This is a genomic window from Oribacterium sp. oral taxon 078 str. F0262 (genome assembly GCF_000160135.1).
Taxonomy (GTDB): Bacteria; Bacillota; Clostridia; order Lachnospirales; family Lachnospiraceae; genus Oribacterium.
Map to the genome: position 1 here is coordinate 284,897 of NZ_GG729933.1, position 25,290 is coordinate 310,186.

The 25,290-nt window shown below is 56.3% G+C and carries 20 protein-coding genes; 16 read left to right on the top strand and 4 right to left on the bottom strand.

Annotation, left to right across the window (positions count from 1 at the left end):
• Positions 1 to 64: 64 nt before the first annotated feature.
• The 16 genes from GCWU000341_RS01280 (at position 65) to GCWU000341_RS01355 (ending at position 19,703) form a co-directional block, all read left to right on the top strand.
• Positions 65 to 1,714: a glycoside hydrolase family 25 protein gene (locus GCWU000341_RS01280; RefSeq protein ID WP_242651589.1), complete on the top strand. Its 1,650-nt coding sequence runs from the start codon at positions 65 to 67 to the stop codon at positions 1,712 to 1,714.
• A gap of 62 nt (positions 1,715 to 1,776) precedes the next feature.
• Entirely contained in the window at positions 1,777 to 2,940 is a 1,164-nt protein-coding gene (locus GCWU000341_RS01285) for a hypothetical protein (RefSeq protein ID WP_242651590.1), read from the top strand.
• Positions 2,941 to 2,960: 20 nt separating this feature from the next.
• A complete protein-coding gene (locus GCWU000341_RS01290; protein ID WP_009213862.1) occupies positions 2,961 to 4,040 on the top strand; it encodes a ComEC/Rec2 family competence protein in 1,080 nt (359 codons plus the stop codon).
• A gap of 312 nt (positions 4,041 to 4,352) precedes the next feature.
• A complete protein-coding gene (locus tag GCWU000341_RS01295; protein WP_040653170.1) occupies positions 4,353 to 5,279 on the top strand; it encodes a sugar phosphate nucleotidyltransferase in 927 nt (308 codons plus the stop codon).
• Positions 5,280 to 5,297: 18 nt separating this feature from the next.
• The gene (locus GCWU000341_RS01300) at positions 5,298 to 6,734 is read left to right on the top strand and encodes a DUF5711 family protein (RefSeq protein WP_009213864.1); all 1,437 of its coding nucleotides are present in this window, start codon (positions 5,298 to 5,300) and stop codon (positions 6,732 to 6,734) included.
• 75 nt (positions 6,735 to 6,809) lie between these two features.
• Positions 6,810 to 7,769 carry an ROK family glucokinase gene (locus tag GCWU000341_RS01305; RefSeq protein WP_009213865.1) on the top strand — a complete coding sequence of 320 codons (960 nt, stop codon included), beginning with the start codon at positions 6,810 to 6,812 and terminating at the stop codon, positions 7,767 to 7,769.
• Positions 7,770 to 7,874: 105 nt separating this feature from the next.
• A complete protein-coding gene (locus GCWU000341_RS01310) occupies positions 7,875 to 10,355 on the top strand; it encodes an endonuclease MutS2 (protein ID WP_009213866.1) in 2,481 nt (826 codons plus the stop codon).
• A 41-nt stretch (positions 10,356 to 10,396) separates the two neighbouring features.
• Positions 10,397 to 11,152 (top strand): response regulator transcription factor, encoded by a 756-nt coding sequence (locus GCWU000341_RS01315; protein WP_009213867.1) that lies wholly within the window; start codon positions 10,397 to 10,399, stop codon positions 11,150 to 11,152.
• On the top strand, positions 11,149 to 12,564 hold the full coding sequence (locus GCWU000341_RS01320; RefSeq protein WP_009213868.1) for an ATP-binding protein: 1,416 nt from the start codon (positions 11,149 to 11,151) through the stop codon (positions 12,562 to 12,564). Before GCWU000341_RS01315 ends, GCWU000341_RS01320 begins: the two co-directional genes overlap by 4 nt.
• A complete protein-coding gene (locus tag GCWU000341_RS01325; protein WP_009213869.1) occupies positions 12,561 to 13,829 on the top strand; it encodes a S1C family serine protease in 1,269 nt (422 codons plus the stop codon). Before GCWU000341_RS01320 ends, GCWU000341_RS01325 begins: the two co-directional genes overlap by 4 nt.
• Before the next feature lie 32 nt (positions 13,830 to 13,861).
• A complete protein-coding gene (locus GCWU000341_RS01330) occupies positions 13,862 to 14,824 on the top strand; it encodes a 3'-5' exoribonuclease YhaM family protein (RefSeq protein WP_009213870.1) in 963 nt (320 codons plus the stop codon).
• A gap of 272 nt (positions 14,825 to 15,096) precedes the next feature.
• The gene (gene nrdD / locus GCWU000341_RS01335) at positions 15,097 to 17,292 is read left to right on the top strand and encodes an anaerobic ribonucleoside-triphosphate reductase (protein WP_009213871.1); all 2,196 of its coding nucleotides are present in this window, start codon (positions 15,097 to 15,099) and stop codon (positions 17,290 to 17,292) included.
• A 90-nt stretch (positions 17,293 to 17,382) separates the two neighbouring features.
• The gene (nrdG, locus tag GCWU000341_RS01340; protein WP_009213872.1) at positions 17,383 to 17,976 is read left to right on the top strand and encodes an anaerobic ribonucleoside-triphosphate reductase activating protein; all 594 of its coding nucleotides are present in this window, start codon (positions 17,383 to 17,385) and stop codon (positions 17,974 to 17,976) included.
• Positions 17,973 to 18,461: a hypothetical protein gene (locus GCWU000341_RS01345; protein WP_009213873.1), complete on the top strand. Its 489-nt coding sequence runs from the start codon at positions 17,973 to 17,975 to the stop codon at positions 18,459 to 18,461. The genes nrdG and GCWU000341_RS01345 overlap by 4 nt, the downstream gene beginning before the upstream one ends.
• A 13-nt stretch (positions 18,462 to 18,474) precedes the next feature.
• Positions 18,475 to 18,933, top strand: a complete 459-nt coding sequence (locus GCWU000341_RS12525) for a hypothetical protein (RefSeq protein WP_009213874.1) — start codon at positions 18,475 to 18,477, stop codon at positions 18,931 to 18,933.
• A gap of 80 nt (positions 18,934 to 19,013) precedes the next feature.
• Positions 19,014 to 19,703: a histidine phosphatase family protein gene (locus GCWU000341_RS01355; RefSeq protein WP_009213875.1), complete on the top strand. Its 690-nt coding sequence runs from the start codon at positions 19,014 to 19,016 to the stop codon at positions 19,701 to 19,703.
• 70 nt (positions 19,704 to 19,773) lie between these two features.
• On the opposite strand, the gene GCWU000341_RS01360 is transcribed toward GCWU000341_RS01355, so the two are convergent.
• The 4 genes from GCWU000341_RS01360 to GCWU000341_RS01375 all read right to left on the bottom strand — a co-directional run bounded on the left by GCWU000341_RS01360 (position 19,774) and on the right by GCWU000341_RS01375 (position 24,969).
• The gene (locus tag GCWU000341_RS01360; protein ID WP_009213876.1) at positions 19,774 to 21,246 is read right to left on the bottom strand and encodes a glycoside hydrolase family 32 protein; all 1,473 of its coding nucleotides are present in this window, start codon (positions 21,244 to 21,246) and stop codon (positions 19,774 to 19,776) included.
• A 173-nt stretch (positions 21,247 to 21,419) separates the two neighbouring features.
• Complete coding sequence (locus tag GCWU000341_RS01365) at positions 21,420 to 23,090, bottom strand: ABC transporter substrate-binding protein (protein WP_009213877.1); 1,671 nt, start codon at positions 23,088 to 23,090, stop codon at positions 21,420 to 21,422.
• Positions 23,091 to 23,115: 25 nt separating this feature from the next.
• Positions 23,116 to 24,009, bottom strand: a complete 894-nt coding sequence (locus GCWU000341_RS01370) for a carbohydrate ABC transporter permease (RefSeq protein WP_040653184.1) — start codon at positions 24,007 to 24,009, stop codon at positions 23,116 to 23,118.
• Between the two features lie 27 nt (positions 24,010 to 24,036).
• Positions 24,037 to 24,969, bottom strand: a complete 933-nt coding sequence (locus GCWU000341_RS01375) for an ABC transporter permease (RefSeq protein ID WP_040652870.1) — start codon at positions 24,967 to 24,969, stop codon at positions 24,037 to 24,039.
• Positions 24,970 to 25,290: the final 321 nt, after the last annotated feature.

Here is a 25,290-nt window from a genome sequence, read left to right on the forward strand (position 1 = left end):
CTATTGATTCGGCATATTTTAGCTGATAAGCTCCTCCTGTACAAAGAAGAAGAGAGGATAAACCATGCGAAGAAATCAAAGAGCGCTCTGCCTCCTTTCCCTGGGGCTTTGCTTGAGCGCGGCATTTCCCGGAAGAGGCTTTGCGGACGGTCCTTCGCCTTCCGGCGGGCCGGGGGTTTTGATGGGACCGACGCAGGGGAGTGAGAATGCGGCAATCCCCGCAGAGGGCGGCGCGGCATCGGATCAGAGCAGCGCGTCACCGCCTCAGAGCGGAGCATCCGTTCAGAGCAGTGCTTCTCCGCCTCAGGATGGCGCATCCGTTCAGAGCAGTGTGTCGCCTCCCCAGAGCCAGGGCGCGGCATCGGATCAGAGCGGCGCGATTTCCGCTCAGGGCACCCCCGATGCGGCGGCTCCTTCTGCCGAGGGCGTCCCCTCCGGGACGAACGGGGGCGGGAGCACGAAGTCGGATGCGGATGCCTTTTCGAACCCGTGGCTTGGCTACAGCAATGAGGACGGTTCGGATCTCATCTATCTGGAGAAGGGCACAGAGGTTTCGAAGTTTCAAAATGACAATGGCGCGATCGACTGGGAGGCGGCAAAGGCGGACGGTCTGGACTTCGTCATTGTCCGTCTGGCCTACGGCCTGAAGGAGGACCCCTATTTCGATCAGAACGTGAAGGGGGCTCAGGCAGCCGGTCTGAAGGTCGGTGCCTATCTCTGCTCCACGGCGAAAAATATGGACGAAGCGGTGGCTGAGGCGAATCTCACGATCCGGAAGATTAAAAAGTATAAGCTGCAGTATCCGGTCGCCTATGACGCGGAGGTCAATGATATGCTCTCCGAGGGGGCGACGCCGGAGATCCTCACCGCCATGGCGAACAAGTACTGCGCGATGGTGAAGGCAGCGGGCTATACGCCCATCGTCTATGCGAACCGGACCTGGCTCACGGAGTATATGAATATCGCGGATATCCCCTATGATATCTGGTTTGCGGCTTATCCGCAGGACAGGGTCTACCGCCCGGTGAAGGGATCGAATACAACGATCTGGCAGTCCGGAGAGGCGGGGACGGTCAAGGGCATCAAGGGAAATGTCACGACGGAGTTTTCCTGGAAGGCCTACGGAGGGGGCAGTCCCTCGAGAAAGAACGCGGGGAGCGGCGGCTCCGCGAAGAAGGGGAGCCTTCCGGCCACGGGGAGCAACAGCGGATCGGGCAAGGTCTCCGGGAATTCCGGGGGAGGAAGCGCCGCCAACATGAATAATAAGGCGGACGGCAATGGAGTCTCCGACGGCTGGACGCAGAAAAACGGCAAGTGGTATTATTATGAGAAGCGAAAAAAGGTGAGCGGCTGGAAGCAGGTCTCGAAGCTTTGGTACTATATGGACGGGGACGGCGTGATGCAGACGGGCTGGGTCAGAGACGGTGGAAACTGGTATTTTCTGAAGCCAAACGGCGTGATGGCGACGAACTGGGCCAATGTCGGGGGCAGGTGGTTTTACCTTGGCTCCGACGGGCGGATGGTGAGCGGCTGGACCAAGCTCGATAAGAAGTGGTACTATCTGGGGGATGACGGCGCGATGGCGACCGGCTGGAAGACGATATCCGGAAACTGGTACTACCTGGGGGATGACGGCGTGATGGCCGCAGACGGCACGAAAAAGATCGACGGCGCAAATTACCGCTTTGATAAGTCCGGTGTCTGGCTCGCCTGAACCGACATCGGAGAGGAAAGCTGTTTTTGAGAGAGATGAGCGGAACTCGGAAGGGAGAGTTTATGAAGTTCGGAAAGGTTTTGATCGCGGCGGCGATGCTCGGAGTTTTTTCCGCGATGCCCGCCTTCGCGGAGAATATTGAGATGGTAAAGCTTGACGTGAGCCCCTCGGGGGATGAGGATATCCAGCCGGGGCAGTCCTATGGGAGGCAGGAGCCGAAGCCGCTGGATGCGAGCTATAAGGTCGCAAGCTATGGCACAGAGAATGTGAAGGAGAACAGCAGCACCGTCGGAGGCACGCAGCAAAAGAGTGGGAAGAAAAATCAGAAGAACCAGAATCTGAAGACGCCCTTTACCTATACGATCGAGCTCACTCCGACGGAGGGAAACAGCTTCTCCGACAATGTGGTCGCGGAGGTGAAGGGCTCCTATGAGGTCAGCATCGAGTCGAAGGCTCCGGATAAGCTGAAGATCAAGGCGAAGGCCTATCCCTTCTATGTGCTGAAGAATGTGAGCGGGATCGAGCAGAGCGGCAAGAGCTATAAGTGGAGCAAGGTGGACAATGCGGCGAGCTATGATGTCGTCATCTACTACGCTTCGAAGGACGGGGACGAGAAGACGGCGAAGAAGAATGTGACGACGCCGAAGATCTCGGTCTCATCCTATCAAAACGGCGGCAAGGAGGTCGATCATATCTCCGTCCGCGCAAAGCACGGCGGGGACAAGCAGGGGCATTATGTCGCAAACAGCCAGTATGTGGAGAGCGACGGCAGTACGGACGCGAACTTCGATGACACGATCCGCTTTGACCTGGTCACGGCCCGCTCCAATGGGGCCGCCGTATCGAGCGACGGGACGAGCGCGAATTCTTCCGCAGCGGGTCCTGCGAGCGGAGACGGCTGGAAAAAGGTCGGTGAGGACTGGAGCTATCTGAAGGGAAATCAGAAGCAGACCGGCTGGATCAATCCGGAGGGGGATGACTGGTACCTCCTGGACCAAAACGGAAAGATGCTCACCGGCTGGAATCAGATCGACGGCAAATGGTATTATCTTGATACGGACGCGACGCAGAAGCTGGGCAGGATGCTCAGCGGCTGGAGAAATATCGGCGGGAGCTGGTATTATCTGAATCCTGAGAGGGGTTCCTCTCTTCCCTTCGGGGCGATGTATGCGGATACGCAGACTCCGGACGGCTATCATGTGAACGCGAACGGTGTCTGGCAGTAAGAGCAGGAGGTAAAGAATAGATGAAGAAAATGACGGGAAGACTTCTTTCGATCAGCGCAGCGCTCCTTCTCCTCACAAATTCCGTGACGGCATTTGCGGAGCAGGGCAGCGCGAATATCGTCTCTGCAAGCTCCGTGCCGGAGAGCGCTCAGAGCGCCCAGGCGGGCTCGGGAGGGAGCGCATCGGAGGGAACGGCGGAGAAGAAGTCCGCTCCGATCATCATGAATCAGGGGGTTCGGCAGAACAGTTACGAGCTCGGTCTCGGGGGAGCTACCGTCACCATGATTAAGGGAAAGGAGAGCGGACAGCAGCTCGCCATCGTGGTGAAGTCCAATGACGGGAGGATCATCGTCGTGGACGGCGGCTTCAAGACGAACGCCCCCTATCTCGGGGAGTATATCAAGGCAAACGGCGGAAAGGTCGCCGTCTGGCTTTTAACCCATCCCCATGTGGATCATGTGGGGGCACTGGATGTCATGCTGGAGCAGCAGAGGAGCGGAAACCCGAAGGACTTCGCGAAGATCGACCTCGGGGAGATCTACTACAGCTTCGCGCCAATGGATTTCTATAAGGCACATGAGCAGCAGTACCGGCTTCCGGTTATCCAGGAGAGCTATGACGATATCGCGGCTTATGACCAGAGCAAGGTCCACTACAATTCTCCCGCCGGCACAAGCTTCGATATCGGAAATGTCAATGTCCAGATCCTGAATCAGCCCTATCTCTTTGATATTGATACCGGGAACAACAGCTCGATCTGCTATATGCTCACGATCAACGGGAAGAAGATTCTCATCACCGGAGACCTCCCCTATGAGGCGGCGGAGCAGCTTCTGAAGGACCGCGGGGCCGCAGCTTTGAAGGCCGATGTCGTGCAGCTGGCTCATCACGGGCAGCACGGCGGCTCCTTCGCCTTCTACAGCGCAGTGGGAGCAAAGTACGCCCTCTGGCCGACGCCGCAGTCCCTCTGGGATAAGAGGGACGAGGCCTTTACGGAGGACCAGCAGACCTATACCATCGCGTTGACCCGCCACTGGATGAATAAGCTCTCCGTGGAGCAGAACTTCGTCATGGCGGACGGCGACTGGACCTTCCGATAAAGGGACGCCCGATCCCGAGCCTATCCTCTTCTGACTGCGGCGCTCGAAGAGACCGAAGCAAGCGGAGGAATCGGAAGTCGGAAAAGGCAGGGGAAGAAGACAGAAGGAGAAGAAAGAGCATACAGGGAAAGCCTCCCCGGAGCGGGGAGGCTTTTTGCTGGTTAAAACAGAGAGCGGGGATCCGGCCTCATGCCTCTTCGGCGCTTTCGTCAGATGGACAAATCCGCTGAATTCAGCTATACTTTTCTCGAATACAAACTGCTTCCCGGCAGAGCACAGGGAGTTATCGGAAGGTCTTTCAAGGAGGATAGGATGAAGAAGACAGCACTTGTTATTATGGCGGCGGGGATCGGCTCCCGTTTCGGAGGCGGAATCAAGCAGCTTGCCAGACTGGGCCCCTCGGGGGAGATCATCATGGACTACTCTGTGCATGACGCTCTGGAGGCGGGCTTTGACAGGATCATCTTTATCATCCGAAAGGAGATTGAGAAGGACTTCCGGGAGATCATAGGGGACAGGATCGCGAAGGCAGCGGACTGCAGCTATGCCTTTCAGGAGACGACGATGCTTCCCGAGGGCTTTTCCCTCCCGGAGGGGAGGACGAAGCCCTGGGGAACCGCGCACGCCCTGATCCAGGTCCGGGAGCAGATCGACTGTCCCTTTGCCGTGATCAACGCGGATGACTTCTACGGCAGAGAGGGCTTTCGCCTGATTCATGATTATCTCGTGGAGGAGATGGATGAGACGAAGCCCTATGCGGATATCTGCATGGCGGGCTATATCATCGGAAATACGCTCTCTGACAACGGAAGCGTAAACCGCGGCATCTGCAAAATGGGGGAGGGCTCTTATCTCTCCGAGATTCAGGAGACCTATGACATCAAAAAGGGAGAGGACGGCGTGATCCGGGGCATTGATCTTTCGGGGAAGGAGGTCCTCGTTCCGGAGAAGGCCATCGTATCGATGAATATGTTCGGACTGCCGGAGAAATTCCTGGATACTTTGATCCAAAACTTCCCGAACTGGCTCCGGGAGCACGGGCAGGAGATGAAGTCGGAGTATCTCCTCCCGCAGGAGATCGACAGGCTGATGAGAGAGGGGAAGGCGAGAGTCCGCGTGCTGGAGGACCACGACCGCTGGTTCGGCGTGACCTACGCGGAGGACAAGGCGCTGGTTGAGCGCTCGATCCGGGAGCTGGTAGAGGCCGGAGTATATCCGAGAGCGCTGTATCAGAACTAAGCGGGGGAAGAATCGCCTATGGCGGAGACGAACAGGGAGAGGAGAAAGCAGGAGCTTCGCAGGAGGATGCTGGACTTTGCGGCGCTGGAGGAGAGAGACCGGCAGAAGGAGTCCAGGGATAAGGAGAAGCGGAGGCAGCTGGCCGCCGGGGAGCGGAGGCTTCGCGCGATATGCTTTTTCTTTCTGGGACTTGTCCTTTTTCTTATCCTGCTGCTTTTTCTCCACTTTCTCCTCTACCGCTGCTACCGCCGAAGCTCTGTAAACTGGAGCAGGGATTTCCGGGCGGAGCGCCGGGATACGGACAATAATTATGAGAGCTATCTGCCCTATGGAGAGGGGATGCTCCGGATCACGAGGGATGGAGCAAGCTATCTCGGACTAAAGGGGAAGCAGCATTGGAATCAGGCCTTCGAAATGAATCAGCCCTTTGTCTCGGTAAACGGTGATTTTGCGGCAGTGGCGGAGCAGGGTGGAAATGCCATTTATATCATGGCCAAGTCCGGCCCCACGGGCTCCGCGAAGACGAGCCTTCCGATCACAAAGCTGACGGTCTCCGGGAAGGGAGTGGTCTACGCGGTCCTGGAGGACCGGAACGCAAGCTATATCAGCGTCTTTACGAAGGAGGGGAGAGCTCTCGATATCAGCATCAAGTCCGTATTGAAGGGGGACGGCTATCCTCTGGATCTCTCGGTCTCGCCGGACGGTACGGAGCTCATGGTTTCCTATGTTTTCCTGGAAAACGGCAGCCTGAAAAATAAGATCGTCTTTTATAATCTCTCGGAGACCGGGAGGGACGCCGGCGCAAGCCGTGTGGTCGGAGGCTTTACGAACGGCCTCGAGGGACACCTTGCGGGGAGGGTTCATTTCTCCGATGCGGGACATGCGGAGGCCTTCCACGACGGCGGCATCCTCTTCTACTCGACAAAGCAGCCGTCCAGTCCGGTGGAGAAGCTATCGGTGCAGGAGAAATCCACGATCCGGGCGATTGCCTGGGGGGACAGGGCGCTTGCGCTGATCACGGACAGCGGAAGATCCGAAGCGGAGAGCAGTGAGGAGAGCACGGATCCCTCTCGGGAGGAGAGCGGGACCCCGCAGGGAGAGGAAAGCAGCGCGGCGGAGACAGAGGGAAAGACGAAGGAAAAGGAAAAAGAGAAAGAAAAGGAAAAGAAGAAAAAGACGGAGCCCTACCGCCTGAAGGTCTATGATCTCGAGGGCAGGGAGCTTTTGGACCGGGGCGTTTCCCTCGGCGCCGAGGGGCTCTCCATAGACGGGGACAAGGTCTTTCTCTACCATGACACGGCGCTTTTGATCTATGATATCCACGGCAGGCTGCGCTTCCGGGGAGAGCTGGATCTCCCGATCGAGAGCGTGCGCGCGACATCCTCCTTCGGCCCCTTTGGAGGCAGCATTTTAGTGGGGAGCGACGGAATCCTGAAAAGCGTTCGGCTCCGCTGACGGCTTTTCGGGAGAGAGGGAGCGGAGAAAGAGTATGAGAGAGGCGGAGCATTTCGAGCAGATCGGAGAGGGCCTATGAATCAGTATTGTGTCGGTATCGATGTGGGGGGGACCACGGTAAAGTGCGGGATTTTTACCTATAACGGGCTTCTTCTGGATAAGTGGGAGGTGCCCAGCCGAAAGGCGGAGAACGGCCGCTATATCCTCCCAGATGTGGCGGATGAGCTGAAGAAGCATCTCTCGGAGAAGACCATCGAGGAAGAAGATATCGCGGGGATCGGGATCGGTGTGCCGGGGCCGGTCGAGCCAAACGGATATGTGCATATCTGCGTGAATCTGGGCTGGGAGGACCGCTGGCCCGCGAAGGAGCTCAGGGAGCTCATGGGCGGGAGGATTCCCTGCGCCTGCGGGAATGACGCCAATGTGGCGGCGCTCGGGGAGATGTGGCAGGGCGGCGGCAGAGGGCACGAGAACCTGCTCATGGTGACGCTCGGAACCGGTGTCGGAGGGGGACTTATCATGAACGGCCGCATCGTGACCGGGGCGCACGGCGCCGGGGGAGAGATCGGCCATATCCATGTGAGAGAGGAAGAAGAGGAGAGCTGCAACTGCGGGGGACGGGGCTGTCTGGAACAGGTCGCGAGTGCGACAGGCATCGTCCATGAGGCCCAGCGGAGGCTTTCCCGCCGGAAGGATCATTCAAAGCTCCGGGTCTACGGGAAGGCGCTCAGCGCGAAGGATGTCTTCGACTGCGCAAAGGAAGGGGACATCATCGCCCGGGAGACGGTGGAGTGCAGCATGCGCTACCTCGGCATCGTCCTCGCCCAGGTCTCGATGATCGCGGACCCCGAGGTCTATGTCATCGGAGGCGGCGTCTCGAAGGCGGGGAATTTCCTGCTCGAGATGCTCAGAAAGTATTACGAGGAGTATACGCCGATTCTGAAGCCCGAGCAGAAGGCGGAGATCATGCTGGCGACGCTCGGAAACGACGCCGGAATCTATGGCTGTGCCCGCCTGATGCTGGAAAACGATTAGAGAATTGGGCTTTGCCCCGCGGCTTTTGTTTGTTTGAACAGACTTCTCCGGCTTCTTTAAAGGAGAAGAGATATTGGGAGAAGGGATATCGCCGGAAAGAGCGGAATGAACGAAAAGGTATATCGGACACTGGAATTTCATAAGATTCTCTCGGCTCTCTCGGAAAGGGCGGACTCCGGGGAGGGAAAGAGGCTTGCGGAGGGACTTCGCCCCGCTTCGGAGTCTTCGGAGATCGAGAGAAGGCTGCAGGAGACGGAGGACGCGCTGGATCGGATCCGGCTCTATGGCCCTTTCCGCTTCTCCGGACTCAGAGAGCTCTCCGCCTCTCTTAAGCGCCTGGAGATCGCGTCCTCTCTCTCGATCCCGGAGCTTTTGCAGTTTTCCGCGCTTTTGGATCTTACGGAAAGGGCGAGGAGCTACGGCAGAGCAGAGGAGAAGGCGGAAGAGAAGGGGGAAGAGAAGAGAAGCGGGGGCAGGGGACATTATACGAGAAATGCCGCAGAGAGAGCGGCGGAGGAGAGGGAGAAGAGACAGCGGGAGGACAGCCTGATCGGATATTTCCGGGCCCTTTTGCCGCTTTCTCCGGAGAATCGGGAGCTCAAGAGATGCATCCTCTCGGAGGAGCAGATCGCAGATGACGCCAGCGCGGGACTTTCCTCCGTGAGGAGACGGATCCGCTCCTTGGAGGAGCAGATTCATTCTCAGCTTTCCTCCCTCCTTGCGAGCTCGCAGAAGATGCTTCAGGATTCCGTCATTACGATGCGGGACGGAAGATACTGCCTTCCGGTGAAGGCGGAATACAAGAGCTCCTTTCCCGGCATGATCCACGATCAGAGCTCGACCGGCGCGACGCTTTTCATCGAGCCTCAGAGCATCGTGAGGCGGAATAATGAGATCCGTGAGCTGAGGGCGGAGGAGAAGAGGGAGATCGAGAAGCTGCTGGAGAGGCTCTCCGCCTCTTTAAGCCCGCATACGGAGGGGCTTTCGGAGAATATCCGGCTTCTCTCGCATCTCGACTTCGTATTCGCAAAGGCAAAGCTTTCTCTGGGGATGAAGGCCGTGAGGCCGCGCTTTTCCGAAAAGCGCGCGCTCTCCCTCCGGGAGGCGAGACATCCTTTGATCCCGGGGGACAGGGTCGTGCCGATTACGATCCGACTGGGCTCGGACTTCACGATGCTTGTGATCACGGGACCGAATACGGGAGGAAAGACGGTCTGCTTAAAGACGGCAGGGCTTCTCCAGCTCATGGGGCAGGCGGGACTTTTCATCCCGGCGGCGGAGGGCTCGGAGCTCGCGCTTTTCCGGGAAATCTTCGCCGATATCGGAGATGAGCAGAGCATTGAGCAGAGTCTGTCCACCTTTTCCGCCCATATGAGCAATACGGTCCGCATCCTGCGGGAGGCGGATGAGGAGAGCCTCTGTCTCTTCGATGAGCTCGGCGCGGGGACGGATCCCACAGAGGGGGCGGCGCTTGCGATGGCGATCCTCCACACTCTTCATGAGAGAGGGATCCGGAGCATTGCGACGACGCACTACGCGGAGATCAAGGTCTACGCCCTCTCTACGCCCGGCGTGGAAAATGCAGGCTGCGAGTTTGACTTAAACAGTCTGAGCCCTACCTACCGGCTCCTGATCGGTGTGCCGGGAAAATCCAATGCCTTTGCGATTTCCCGGAAGCTCGGACTCCCGGAGGAGATCATCGAAGACGCCGGGAGGCGCCTGGAAGCGGGGGATGTGAAGCTTGAGGATGTGATCGCGAGCCTGGAGGAGAGCCGCATCACCGCAGAGCGGGAGAGGCAGGAGATCGAGCGCTATCGCGAGGAGATCGCGGAGTACAAGCGGAGGGCGAGAGAGTCCTCAAAGGGTGTCGAAAAGGGCCGGGACAAGATCTTAAACCGCGCGAGGGAGGAGGCCGCTTCGATCCTCGCGGAGGCGAAGGAGACGGCGGACTCCATCGTGAAGGAGCTCAGGAAGAGAGAGCAAAGCGGCGGCTCCACGCTGGAAGCGGAGAAGCTCCGCTCCGGACTGAAGCAGGAGCTTCGGGAGCTGCAGGGGGAGCTCGGGAAGACGGAGAGGGCGAGGGGGCCGGCGAGGCCGCTCTCCAAAAATAAGATCAGGATCGGTGACATCGTGCGGGTGCTGCCCCTGAATCTGACGGCGCGGGTCTCCACCCTCCCGGACCGGGATGAGATGCTCTTTGTGACGGCGGGCATCATCCGGACGAAGGTCGCCCTGAAGGATCTGGAGCTTTTGCAGCGGGCCCCGGCCCTGCAGACGGAGTCCGGACAGAGAGGAGGACAGAAATCCTCCGGAGGGATGAGGGTGCAGAAGGCCCTTCGGATCTCTCCGGAGATCAAGCTGATCGGGAAAATGACGGCGGAGGCCATGCCGGAGCTCTCTAAGTATCTGGACGATGCCTGCCTCGCCCATCTCCCGGAGGTCCGCATCGTCCATGGGAGGGGGACGGGCGCCCTTCGGAATATGGTGCACGGAATGCTCCGGAAGGATCCGCATATCGAATCCTTCCGCCTCGGGGAGTACGGGGAGGGCTCGGACGGGGTGACGATCGCCTATTTTAAGAAGTAGGGAGGATCGGAGGCGCGCTTTTTGCGAGAGAGGAGAGAAGCTTGACGGAGAAGCAGAGGATATTGATCGTGGATGATGACAGCTCTATTTCGGAGCTGATCTCTCTCTATCTGGAGAAGGAGTGCTTCGACACCCGCATGGTGGAGGATGGGGAGGAAGCGCTCCGGATCGTTCCCGAGTACCGGCCGGACCTCATCATTTTGGATCTGATGCTGCCCGGCATCGACGGATACGAGGTCTGCAGGAGGCTTCGCATGAGGTCCTCTGTGCCGGTCATCATGCTCTCCGCCAAGGGGGAGACCTTCGACAAGGTTCTGGGGCTTGAGCTCGGGGCGGACGACTATATGATAAAGCCCTTTGACTCCAAGGAGCTGGTGGCCAGGGTGAAGGCAGTGCTTCGGCGCTGCCCGAAGAAAAGAGGAGACGCCGCTCTCCCCGGGGAGAGCGCGGAGACTGTCCGAAGGGCGGAGCCGGAGGGAGGGCTTCGGAGCGGAAATTATATCGAGTACCCCGAGCTCATTATCAATCAGAGCAATTATTCCGTATTCTACCGGGGAAAGCCGGTGGAGATGCCTCCGAAGGAGCTGGAGCTCCTCTACTTTCTCGCGAGCTCTCCGAACCAGGTCTTTACGAGGGAACAGCTCCTGGACCATATCTGGGGCTATGAGTTCGCCGGGGATTCCCGCACGGTGGATGTCCACATCAAGCGCCTCCGGGAGAAGATCTCCGGAAACGGTGCCTGGGAGATCGCGACGGTCTGGGGGATCGGCTACAAATTCAGGACAGCGCAGGCATGAAGAGATCCTTCTACCTCAAGTTTCTGCTCACCTACCTGGTCTTCGGGCTTCTGAGCTTCCTGATCAGCGCGCTCGCGGCCTCCCCGATGACGAAGCGCTATCTCTTCCGGGAGCAGGCGAACAATCTCTACTCGGAGGCGACGCTGATCGCGACCGCCTATTCGGATCAGAACAAGGCGGGGCTCTCCGAGGAGCTCATCAATGAGCAGATGAGGGCGGTCGCGGCCTTTCTCCGGGTGGACATCTGGCTTGTGGACAGGAAGGGACGGATCATCTCAGACTCTGACTCGGAGAAGCGGAAGGATCAGCAGATTCCGGATTTCGATGAGGCGATCCCCGGAGGGAGGCGCTGGACCATCGGCGATTACCGGGGGATGTTTTCCGAGGAGGTGCTCAGTGTGGCGGCCCCGATCACGAGGGAATATTTCACCGGAGGCTATGTGCTCATCCACCTTCCCTCCCGGGAGCTTCGGCGCTCGGAATCGGAGATTCTCGCGATCATCTACCGGACCAGTCTGATTCTCTTTCTGCTCTCTCTCCTCATCCTCCTCGTCTTTTACTTCATCGTATTCCGCCCGCTCCGCTCCATCACCACGGGAGCCATGAAATACGCCGCGGGGGATTACGCCTATCGGATCGAGGTGAAGTCCCGGGACGAGATGGGATACCTCGCGGAGACACTGAACTTTATGTCGGAGGAGATCGGAAAGGCGGATGAGTACCAGAGGCAGTTTATCGCCAATGTGAGCCATGACTTCCGCTCTCCGCTCACCTCCATCAAGGGCTATCTGGAGGCGATTCTCGACGGAACCATCCCGCCGGAGATGGAGCGGAAATATCTGCAGCGCCTGATCGTGGAGACGGAGAGACTGGAGAAGCTCACAGGCTCCCTCCTCTCTCTGAATTCCGTGGAGCAGAAGGGCTTTCTGATTCGGAGCAGCTTCGATGTCAATCAGGTCATAAAGTCGGTCTGCGAGAGCTTTGAGATGAGCTGTCAGAAGAAGAGGATCACCTTCGAGCTCACCTTCTCGGAGAAGCGGGAGCCGGTCTATGCGGATCACGCCAGGATACAGCAGGTGCTCTATAATCTGATCGACAACGCGCTGAAGTTCTCCGGGGAGAACTCCGTGATCGGGATTCGGAGCGGGCTTCGGGGCACAAAGGTCTTCGTCTCCGTGAAGGACAGTGGGATCGGGATTCCGAAGAAGGATCTGACGAAGATCTGGGATCGTTTTTATAAGACAGATCTCTCCCGGGGAAGGGACAAGCAGGGCACGGGGCTCGGACTTTCCATCGTAAAGTCCATCATTCACGCGCACGGCGAGAATATCGACTGTGTCTCTACGGAGGGAGTCGGGACGGAATTCACCTTCACGCTGACGGCGGCGGACCATGAGGACGGAGAATCATGAAAGAGAAAGACTTCATCAGGGAGAAAATCGTGGGTCGGAGAGCGGGGCGGGGAAAGCGCCTTCTCCGCCTTCTCATGCTCCTTTGCTCGGCCCTTCTGTTCGGCTTTGTCGCGGCCCTGGCCTTTGCGCTCTCGGAGCCCCGCCTCGCAAAGCTCTTTCGAACGGAGACTCCGGAGTCCGTAGAGCTGCAGTCGGAGGAGTCGAGTGAGGAGAGCAGGGAGGAGTCGAGCGAGGAGAGCAGGGAGGAGACGGAATCGGAAGCTCTGGAGAAGAGGATACGCACGGAGATCGAAAGCTATGATTTCCCGGTCTCCGCCTATGAGAGGATGATTTCCAACCTGAAAAAGGTCTCCTCGGATGCCGAGAAATCCCTGGCAGAGGTCCGAAGGAGGGAGAGCGGGACGGATTTCCTCGGAGAGAGCATGGATTCGGAGAACAGCTGGGCCGGCATCATCCTCGCAAAGACCGGGGATGAGCTCCTGGTCCTCTGCCCGATCGATGCGGTGCGGGAAGGAGGAAATCTGAGCATCTCCGTGCTCCGGGAGGAGGGGCACGAGGCCTCCGTAAAGGCGAGGGACAGGACAGATCGTCTCGCGATCCTCTCTGTTCCGATCGCTTCTCTGAGCGAAAAGGAACGGGAGGAGACCAAGGCGATCCCCCTCGGAAACTCCAGGCTCCTGCAAAGGGGGGACACTCTCCTCGCCATCGGAGCGCCCTCCGGCTTCCTCTATTCCTCCGCCAGGGGCCTGGTCTCCTACCTCTCCTACGACTATCCCTCGACAGACAGGACGGTGGAGAACATTCAGCTCAATCTGGAACAGGAGGAGAAGCTCGGGACCTATCTCCTAAACAGCTCCGGAGAGCTCGTGGGGATCCTCTTCCCGGAGGGAGAGGGAGGAGGCGGCTATCATGAGATCCTCGGAATCTCGGATCTTGTGGGAAGCCTGGAGCGTCTCAGCAACGGAGAGCAGCTCCCCTACCTCGGACTGAAGCTCCAGAAGGTGACGCCGGAGATGGAGCAAAGGGGGATCCCGAAGGGGATTTATATCAGAAGCTGCGAGGAGGGCTCCCCCGCCTTCCTCGCCGGGATACAGTCGGGCGATATTCTCTCGAAGCTGAATGGGGGAGGGATCGAATCCCCGCAGGACCTCCAGAAGATGATGAAGGAGCTTCACCCGGGAGAGAATGCGGAGCTCACCGTACTCCGCCAGAAGGGGCAGGGCTACCGCGAGATTTCCTTTCAGCTCTCTCTCGGGGAGCGCTGAAGCGGATGAGCCGTTAGGGAAGAGGATAAGAAATGAGATGGATTGAGAACTTTCACGATGGACTCCGTGTCTCCGATATCTACCTGGTGAAGGCGCGGAATGCGGCCCTGACAAAGAGCGGGAGGGAGTATCTGAACGTGACGCTCCAGGACCGGAGCGGGACGATCGACGCGAAGATCTGGGAGCCGAATTCCCCCGGGATCCATGAGTTTGAGATCATGGACTATGTGCATGTAGAGGGAAATGTCACCATCTATAACGGCGTGAATCAGCTCAGCATCCAAAGGCTCTCCGTCGCAGAGGAGGGACAGTACGACCCGAGGGACTATCTCCCGGTCTCCGGGAGGGGGCTGAAGGAGATGCAGCAGGAGCTGATCCGATACATTCACTCTCTCCGGGAGCCCAGACTCCGGGAGCTTCTGGAGACACTTTTTTTGAAGGATGCGGCCTTTCTCCGGGAATTCACGCTGCATTCTGCGGCGAAGGCGGTGCACCACGGCTATGTGGGAGGGCTCATTGAGCACACGCTCTCCGTCGCCTCCATCTGCGACTTCTACGCGGGGCATTATCCGGATCTGAACCGGGACCTCCTCGTGAGCGCGGCGCTCTGCCACGACATCGGAAAGGTGCGGGAGCTCACGCCCTTCCCCAGAAATGATTACTCCGACGAGGGGCAGCTGCTCGGGCACATCGTCATCGGCTATGAGATGGTGATGCGGGCCGCCCGGAGCATAGAGGATTTCCCGGAGCCCCTTCTGACGGAGCTCGGACACTGCATCCTCTCTCACCACGGGGAGCTCGCCTATGGCTCTCCCAAAAAGCCCGCGCTCATGGAGGCGCTCGCGCTCTCCTTCGCCGATAATGCGGATGCGAAGCTGGAGACCATGCGGGAGGCGCTGGATGCGGCGGAAAAGTCCGGAAAGAGCACGGAGGGCGGGGGCTGGATCGGCTACAATCGCTTTCTGGAGACGAACCTTCGGAGGACAAAGCCGTGAAGAGGAAGATACCTGCTCCGCCGAATTTCGCCATAGGAAAGTTTTAGAACGCCGGGGGCTTTCCTTTTTGCCGGCTTTGTCGTATAGTAGGGAGGCAGGAGAGAAACACAATATATAGAGCGGATTGACAGAAATATCACTATATTTTGTAAAGATGAGGGCTCGAAATCCTGCGGGGACGCGGGATTTCGGGCTCTTTGCCGCTTCGGAACATTCCCGGAGGAAAAGGGAAAAAGAGACAGAGCAGGAAAGAATCAGGAGGGAAAGGGCAAATGGCAGCGGAGCTTTTGATCAGGACAAATGTCATCAAGAGAAACGGGCAGGAGGTCAAATTCGATATCCAAAAGATCGTGAATGCGATTCAGAAGGCGAATCACGAGGTAGCTTTGGTCTATCAGATGAACGAGTACCAGATCCGCGGCGCCGCAGAGAAGGTCGCGAGGCAGATCGGAAGCTCGAAGCACGCCGTGAATGTCGAGGACATCCAGGATATGGTGGAGACCGCCATTATGGAGATGCGCGGCTATGAGGTCGCGCAGAAGTATGTCCGCTACCGCTATAAGAGGGAGCTTGCGAGAAAGTCCAACACGACGGACGATGAGATCCTATCCCTGATCGATCAGGCCAATGAGGAGCTGAAGCAGGAGAATTCGAACAAAAATCCGGTCATCAATTCCACGCAGAGAGATTATATGGCGGGGGAGGTCTCCCGGGATCTCACGAAGCGGCTCCTGCTTCCGGAGGATATCGTAAAGGCGCACGAGGAGGGCGTGATTCACTTCCACGACTCCGATTACTACGCGCAGAAGGAGCATAACTGCGACCTCATCGACCTGGAGGATATGCTGCAGAACGGAACGGTGATCAGCGAGACCATGATCGAGAAGCCCCACAGCTTCTTCACGGCCTGCAATGTGACGACGCAGATCGTCGCCCAGGTCGCTTCAAATCAGTACGGCGGGCAATCCTTCACGCTCGCGCATCTTGCGCCCTTTGTCGATGTCTCCCGCAGGAAGATCCGCGCCTCGGTGATCGCCGAGCGGACGGAATGCGGGGAGCCCCTGACGGAGAGCATCATCGAAAAGATCGTGGAGCGGAGGCTCTCCGAGGAGATCAAGAGCGGGATTCAGACCATCCAGTATCAGCTGATCACATTGATGACCTGCAACGGCCAGGCGCCGTTTGTCACGATGTTTATGTATCTGGATGAGGCGCCGGAGGGAAAGACCAGGGATGATCTCGCTCTCATCATCCGGGAGGTGCTTTTACAGAGGATGCAGGGCGTAAAGAACGAGAGGGGGGTCTGGATCACGCCGGCCTTCCCGAAGCTCATCTATGTGCTGGACGAGGACAATATCTCCGAGAGCTCCCCCTACTGGGAGCTGACCCGGCTCGCCGCCCGCTGCACGGCAAAGCGCATGGTGCCGGATTATATCTCGGCGAAGAAGATGAAGGAGTACAAGGGAGGCGATGTCTATCCCTGCATGGGCTGCCGCTCCTTCCTGACACCGGATACGGAGGGGCTCGGAAAGGACGGAAAGCACAAGTATTACGGGAGATTCAACCAGGGCGTCGTCACCCTGAACCTCGTGGATGTCGCCTGCTCCGCCCAGGGCGAGATGGAGCGCTTCTGGGAGCTTCTGGATGAGCGCCTGGAGCTTTGCCACCGGGCACTCCGCCTCCGCCACGAGAGACTGCTCGGGACCCTCTCCGATGTCGCGCCGATCCTCTGGCAGCACGGCGCGCTCGCGAGACTGAAGAAGGGGGAGACGATCGACAGACTCCTCTTCGGAAATTATTCCACAATCTCTCTTGGCTACGCGGGGCTCTATGAGATGTGCGTCCGCATGCTCGGAAAATCCCACACCACGGAGGAGGGGAGAGAGTTCGGGCTTAAGGTCATGCAGAGGCTCAATGACAAGTGCAGCGAATGGAGAGAGGCGGAGAACATCAGCTACTCGGTCTACGGCACGCCGATGGAGTCCACGACCTATAAGTTCGCAAAGGCATTGCAGAAGCGCTTTGGACATATTCCGGGCGTCACCGACAAAAACTATATTACGAACAGCTATCATGTCCATGTCTCGGAGAAGATCGACGCCTTCTCGAAGCTTAAATTCGAGGCGGATTTCCAGAAGCTCTCCCCGGGCGGCGCGATCAGCTATGTCGAGGTCCCGAATATGCAGAACAATATCCCGGCGGTGCTCTCGCTCATGAGATTTATCTACGAAAACATCATGTATGCGGAGCTCAATACCAAGTCGGACTACTGCGCCTGCTGCGGCTATGACGGTGAGATCCGGATCATCGAGGACAGCTACGGGAAGCTGATCTGGGAGTGCCCGAACTGCGGAAACCGGGATCAGGAGAGGATGTCCGTCGCGAGGAGGACCTGCGGCTATATTGGGACACAGTTCTGGAATCAGGGGAGGACCCAGGAGATCAAGGACAGGGTGCTGCACCTGTGAGCAAAATCGGGCCGAATCAGGCCGTTTTCCCTTGATAAAATCCGGAAAAATGGATAGAATCAAGGGGAGAGGAGTGAGACCGGAGGAGGGATGAATTACGCGGGGATCAAGGAGTTTGATATCGCGGACGGGCCGGGAGTCCGGCTCAGTCTCTTCGTCTCGGGCTGCCCGCATCACTGCCCCGGCTGCTTCAACGAGGAGACCTGGGATGAGAACTTCGGGAAGCCCTTTACGGAAAAGACAAGGGAGCATATCCTGACTGCCCTCGAAAATCCGGTCTATCAGGGTCTCACGCTCCTCGGGGGAGAGCCTCTCTATCCCAAAAACCAGACGGGGCTTCTTCCGCTCGTCCGGGACTTTAAGAGACGCTTCCCGGAGAAGGATCTTTGGTGCTTTACGGGCTACCTCTACGATCGGGATATTCTCGGCTGGATGTGGAAGGAGCTGCCGGAGACAAAGGAGCTCCTCCGGGCGATCGATGTGCTGGTGGACGGGCCCTTTATCCTTGCGAAAAAGGATCTCTCCCTCCTCTTTAAGGGCTCCTCCAATCAAAGGACGATCGATGTGAGAAAATCCCTTGCGGAGGGGCGGATTGTGTGCTGGGACCCGGGGGAGACCTCTATGGCGGGGAAGACAGGGATCCCGGGGGAGCCCGCTTCAGACGGGGAAGGAGAATCATCATGAGAAAGAGACGGTCCATATTCCGGTTTTTATCTGTCCTGGCCGCATCCTCCCTTTTGCTTTGCTCCCTTTCCTGCGGGAAACGGGAGCCGGGGAAGGATGAGACGGCCTCTTCTTCTGTGACAGAAGCTTCGAAGGAAGGAGGAGAGAGCGTTTCGTCCGAAAGCGGGGGAGAGAAATCCTCTGCGGGCGGGGAAAGGGCGTCCGTTCCCGCGGAGGAGAGCCGGAAGCCAAAGGATGCGTCAAGCTCCGCGGAGGAGAGCCGAAAGCCAAAGGATCTGCCGAAGGGGAAGAGCATCAGCGGCACGGTGCGGGACGGCTCCATGAACAGCGTCGTGATCGACGGCGAGGATGGAAAAAGCTATAATCTATCGCTGGATGATGATACGGACAGGAGCGCTCTCTCAGAGGGTATTGTGATCGGAAAGCGAATCCGCGCCGTTCTCTCGAAAGAGGGGCGCGTGGAAAAGCTGGAGGATATCAATTAGCTAGGAGGAAGGCATGATACGGGTTCCCAAGCGCCTTATGCGCCTTATTTTCGGGGGGATTGCCGCGGCGCTCCTCCTGCTTCTTTTCTTTTTCCTGATCTGTCCCCTCGCAAATGACGGGGCGGCGAGGCGGAATCTCCGGAAGGTGGAGGCGCTTCCGCTCCCGGAGGGGGCGGAGAGGCTGGAGAGCTACAGCGCCTCCGGCCATCTTCTTGGGAGGGGCAACGGCATGCAGTATCTCGGCCTCATCCTTCTCAGAAGCGCGCAGAGCGAAGAGGAGCTGAAGCTCTATTACGCTGCTCTCTCAAAGACGGGGGAGCAGTACAATGTCGCCGCGCAGACGGGGAGAGAGCTTGCGATCCTCCCCGGGAGGAAGCATCATTTCAAGACGGATATCTCCGGAGGGGACTGCTATATCGTCTATCTCTGGGGAGGGCGAAACGGCATCTTCGAGGCGCTGGATCCGAGGTAGAGCCGTCGGATATCAGATGGTCCGATCGGGAGCTTTACGCCGATACGGAGCGAAGGGATATAGAAACGGAGTCGGAAGGGATGGAAATCTATCTGATACGGCATGGGGAGACGGAGTGGAACCGGAGGAGGCGTCTGCAGGGGAGGTCTGACATCCCTCTCAATGATACCGGACTTGCGGAGGCGAGGAAGGCGGAGAGGAATATCCGGGAGCTTTCCTTTGACCGGATCATCCACAGCCCTCTTCTTCGCGCGAAGCGGACGGCGGAGATTCTCCGGGGAGAGCGGAGCTGTCCCATCGAGGCGAATCGGCTTCTGACGGAGCTTTCCTTCGGGATCGGAGAGGGGATTCAGCTCTACGAGACGAAGCGGGGACTGCCCGGGGAGAAGTTTGAGAGATCGGAGGCGGAGGAACGGGACTGGCAGGATAAGAAGGAGCTTCGGGAACGCATGCTCGGCTTTTTCGAGGATCCCGGAAACTATATTCCGGTCGAGGGCGCGGAATCGATCGCTGAGATCAAGGAGCGGGCCGCATCCTTTCTCGAGGAGGAGATCCTGCCGAGAGAGGGGATGGAGGAGCGCCTCATGCTGGTCTCCCACGGAGGCATGATCCGGGCCTTTCTCTCCGTCCTTTTGGACCTCTCGGACAAGGACTTTTGGAACGGAAAGGTTTCCCCGAACTGCGGGGCCACGATACTGGAGCTTCGAAACGGGGAATTCGCATTGCGGGAGCGGAGGAATCTCGTCACGGGGGAGATACTCCCGCTGTGAGCGGATGCCCCGGGCATCCGCTTTTCGCTGATACAGATCGGCCTTCCCGGCCCTGTTTCAATTTCGGCTTTTACGCTAAAAGGGAATTGATCTCATATTTTCTTATATCCATAAGAGCTCTTCCACTGCTCGAAAAACGAATTTCGGAAGCATCCAGAGGGGTATAGATCAAAGAGCTCATTGCCTGCTCCCCGTTATTCACGAAGATCTCCACAGAATAGGAATCCACCAGGATGCGAAGCCTTAAGACATCCTCTTTGCTCTTCACACGCATACTGCGCGTGCATAGGAGATCTCTCCGCAGCCCGGAATAAGTGCGGTCGAAGCTGAGGATTTCCGCTTCCCTGTCATAGATAATTTCCGTATACCGCCTTTCGTCCGCTGCCAGCTTGATTTTGAAATTTTTGTACTCCTTTCCTCTGAGAACGAGCTCCAGGTCAATATTTCTCCCCCGGATGCCGTCCAATTTCCGCTCCTTCTCCATGCAAAGCCCCGTATAAGAGATGAGATTCCTTCGATAAGCTTCCAGCTCGTGCACCGGCCATTGGCAGATTCTTCCGTCTCGCAGTGATAATTCCCTCGGGATTGACATTATCCCTGACCAGGACTGCGTATCGGGATACATCGGATTGTCCCACGACTGCATCCACCCGATCATGATTCTTCGGCCGTCTTCTGTCAGCATCGTCTGAGGGGCATAGAAGTCGAGTCCATAGTCCACATTCTGCAGCTTTTCTCTTGTAAAGCGCATCCCCTCCTTCTCATAGCTCCCGATCAGAAACGCCGCATTATTTCCATTGTGAAATTCCAGTTCCTCCGCTTCCATTTCCTGAAAGGAAATCATCAATACCTGCTTTTCATCCAGGGAGAAAAAATCCGGACATTCCCACATTTTCCCAATTTGATTTTTACTTTGGTCCAAAATGCCCGCGAAGCTCCAGTTGTCGAGGCTGTCCGCACAAAACAGTGCGATCTGTCCGCTTCCGTCGGCGGAGCGGCTTCCGACAACCATGTAGTATTTGCCGTCCTCCTTCCATATCTTCGGATCTCTGAAATCCTCCATGCTGCTTCCCTTTGGCAGCATAGCCGCGCTTACAACAGGATTTCTCTCGTGCTTTTTATAGTCCAGACCATCTCCAAGCGCAATGCATTGATGCTGACGGATGGACTTTTCGCCATTTTCCAGGACTCTTTCTTCCACACCGGTGTAAATCAGCAGCTGCTGCCCCTCATCCTCCAGGGCGCTTCCGGAAAACACGCCGGAGCTGTCGTAGCTGCGGTCCGGCGCCAAAGCGGCCGGGAGATATTCCCACTTGATAAAATCCTTGCTTTTCGCATGTCCCCAGTGTACAGAACCCCAGCGGGTCGCATAGGGATGATATTGAAAAAACAAATGGTGCTCTCCCCTGTATTCGGAGAATCCATTGGGATCATTCATCCAGCCCACCGGATTGGAAAAATGAAATATCGGCCTTCCTTCTTCTGAGATTCCGGCGTTTTCTGCTCTTTCATAGGCTCTGGCTTCTTCCAGGATCTTACTCATGTGATTATTGATTCTCCTTTGCTGTGACGATTGCTGTGAGATTTTTGCAGATACCGGGATAGGAGCGCCCTGCGGCCCGGTGCAGCGGGGCGCGCAGGGCTTTATCCGGGCCGCCTGCTCAAGCCTGAATCCTCAAGCGGCTGCGAAGCTCTCACGGATGCGGGGGCCGCGGATCATCTACCCGGTACAGAGCGCAGATAGGCATCAAAGTACTTCTGCTTGATTTCCAGATACTCCGGCAGTCCGTAATCGTTCATCTTCTGAAGATAGTCATTCCACTCCTTTTCGATTCCTCCGTTCAAAATCCAGCTTGCTTTCATCTGCTCGGCATATTTTTTGATATCAATGTCAAGCTGTGAGACTCTATTGGTATCCTCCATGCTCATAAATACATTCGGGAATACATATTTGCTGTTCATGGCGGAAAGATAGGTTTCATGCATATTGTCCAGGCGCCACTTGGCGTCGTCGGGCTCCGTTACATACACATTATAGTAATCGTTCAGGATCGCAAGAGGTCCATTGACCGATTGATTTTCGCGGATTTCCACGGGGGACTGATCTCCGAGATCCATGTGTTTGAGCATGGGCTCTCCCATGGCATTCCTGCTCATCTCAAAAATATTGGCCTTGTTTTTTTCACCATAGGTTCCCCAGTTATTCTGTGCCGACTGAATCGGAATATACATCTGATCGATCCATGAGGCCGCCAGGGCTGTATTTCTGCAATTTGAGGTCAGCACACAGCGCCCTCTGTCAAATCCGCTGGTTTCGCTTCCGTTTTGCCTTGTAATATTCACAAGCCCGTCCGGTCCCGCGAGAGCCGGGAGCATTACATAATCATCATAGTTATCGATGTTCGCAATGTCCCAGGAAAAGCAGAGTCCATATCTGTGATTTTTCCCCTTTGCCACGTAAGTGGACCAATCCTGCGTGAAGGCCTCCGGATCGATCAGATTTTCCTCCTCCAAATGATGCAGCCAGAGGATTCCCTCCTTATAGCCCTCCTGCACGGAAGTATAGAGGACCTTTCCATCATCGCTGACCGCAAAGTGATCCGCGGTATCTCCGTAGCCCTCTCCGAAGCCATTGATTAAAATCGACGGATCCTGATCTCCGTTATTGATGATAAAGGACATCGGTACCACATCGCCCGTAATGTCAAATTTCTTCTCCAGCTCCCCGGCATGATCGCGGAAGGCGATCAGCACGGCCTCCAGCTCAGCTGTCGTTTTGGGCATTTCAAGTCCGAGATAATCCATCCATTTCTTATTGATATAAGGGATATTGCCGATGGCCTGAATGGCCTCCTTTCCAGATCCAAGCTGTTCAATCCATGGGAAGGAATAAATATGACCGTCCGGTGCGGTGCACATTACCCGGTATTCCGGGTACTTCTCGAAGACGGACTGCAAATGGGGCATATACTTATCAATAAGCTTCTCCAGGGGAATAATAATCCCCTGCTTTGCATATCGAAGCAGATCGTAGTCGCTCATCCCCGCGACGAAGAGACCGTCCGGCAGGGCGCCGAACTGCGCAAGAGCAAGATTTTTCTTATCGCTGAATTGATCAGAGACATAGCAGGTCCAATCAATATGTACGTTTGTCTGCTCCTCCAATCTGATAAATATCGTCTTCTTATTGGGATCCTGCTCCGTTCTGGCCGGTGCATTGGTGATAAAGGACAGCTCTTCCGTCTTTTTCAGGGGGAGAGTCACTTCCTCGACGGGGGTCTGAGGGTCGCTGTCGGCCTGCCCCACCGCGGTTTTGCCGCAGGCGGCAGAGGACAGGCAGCTAAGCGCCAGCAGCATGCAGACCCATATTTTTGCCTTGTTTTTCATTTGCCTTCTCCTTCCGGTCGTTTTTTCAGCCCTTGATGGAACCTGCCATAATGCCCTTATCAAAGTATTTTTGAAAGAAGGGATACATGACAAGGAGCGGAATACTGGAGACAACAATGGTGGAATATTTCAGCAGCTCGGCCATCTTGGCCATTTCCGCCGTGCTCTGAATATCCGCGATCATGCCCGACTGCGGAGTGTTCTGCACCAGGATGGAACGAAGTACCAGCTGCAGCGGCTGCAACTTTGCATCATTTAAGTAAATCATGGCATCGAAATAACTGTTCCACATCCCCACAAATCCCCACAGCGCGAGAACCGCGATAATCGGTTTGCACAGAGGAATCAATATTTTTAAAAAGTATTGGATCTCGGTTGCCCCGTCAATCTGTGCTGCTTCCCATAATTCCTTGGAAATTGACTGATAATAGGTTCTTGCCAGGATCATATTCCAAACATTGAAGGCCCCCGGCAGGAGAAGCGCCCAAATCGTATTTACCAGGCGAAGCCGGTTCATCAAGATAAAGGTGGGAATCAGACCGCCTCCGAAGAACATCGTGATCAGGAAGAGGGCATTGAAGAACCTTCTCCCGACCAGATCTTTTTTTGACATCGGATAAGCCGCAAGAAGCGTGACGAATACCGATATCGCGGTCGCCGTCACAGAGTAAAAGAAGGAGTTTGCGAATCCTCTCCATATCATGGCATCCGCGAATACTCTTCTGTAGGCCTCCAAGGACCAGTCCTTTAAACGGAAGCTGATCCCCTGGTTGTTCAGTACATTCGGATCCATGAAGGATGCGATTACAACATAGGCGAGAGGAACAAGGATGGACACTGTGAACAGCGCCAGGAGGCTGAAGCCGACAAATAGGATCACTCTGTCCGACAAACTTCTCTTTACACCGATTTTCTGCATTCTCATCTCTTTTCTCCTGTCCTTCTTCTATAAGCCTTCCCCGTCATTCAGCTTTGACACAATTCCGTTGACAAAAAGCAGCAAGATCACGTTGATAAGAGAATTAAAAATGCCCACTGCCGTGGAATATCCATAATCTCCATTTAAGAGACCGATCTTGTATACATAGGTGGAGATGATTTCCGATGTCGGGAGATTCATGCCCGTTTGCAGCGCATACGCCTTTTCAAAGCCCACACTCATGATATTGCCGGCAGACAGGATGAATTGAATCACAATGATATTCTTTATGGCGGGAAGCTGCACATACCATACCTGCTCCAAAATATTTGCGCCATCTATCGTCGCCGCTTCCTCCAGCTCTTTACTTACATTCGACAGGGCCGCCGTGTACATAATGGACGCCCATCCCGCACCCTGCCATATGCCGCTGGCGATATAAATGGTTCTGAATGCCCCCGGCATGGTCATCCAGTTTGTCTCTGTTCCCAGGACCTGATTCAGCGGCCCGATAGGAGACAGGAACATCCTGATCATTCCGCATAAAACAATGACCGAAATGAAATTGGGCGCATAAATCAGGAGCTGAATTTTTTTCTTAATGCCGACACTTCGTATCTGATTTAACAAAAGCGCCAGGATAATGGGGACGGGAAATCCCCATAAGAGACCATAGAGACTCAGCTTCAGGGTGTTTAAGAGATAGGAAATAAAATCCGGGGAAGATAAAAACCTCCTGAAATAATCCAGCCCCACCCACTCGCTTCCCAGAAGTCCAAGACGTACATTGTAGTCTTCAAATGCCATCAGAATCCCGCCCATGGGCAGATATTTGAAGACAGCGGTCAAGAGTAATGCCGGCATCAGGAAGAAGATATAGAGCTGCCAATTTCTTTTGACATAGAGAAGCTTTTGCCCCGTGCTTCGTTTTCTGCTGCCTGAGCTTGCTTTTGCCTCCATTTCAGTAATCCCTCCTCTTGGTATGCTTTCCTTTTGCTTCAAGATCACGGACGATAAAGTAACCGGTTACTTTATGATTTTTTTTATCTTATCTTTTGCGGTATGGAGATGTCAAGTCGATTTTTCTTTTCGTGATTCTCTATAAGATCGTGGAAGCTTTTTTGTGGAGAATGCATAGGGAAAAACACGGCGGCGCCTGGCATTTCTTGCGGAGCTGTCGGGGCTTTGTTATAATGGCTCCGGCTTCAAAAACCCGCCGTCCGCTGCCCGCGGACCGGGATATCGCCCGGCCTCTTCCTATCGGCCGCTCCGTCCGCTCTC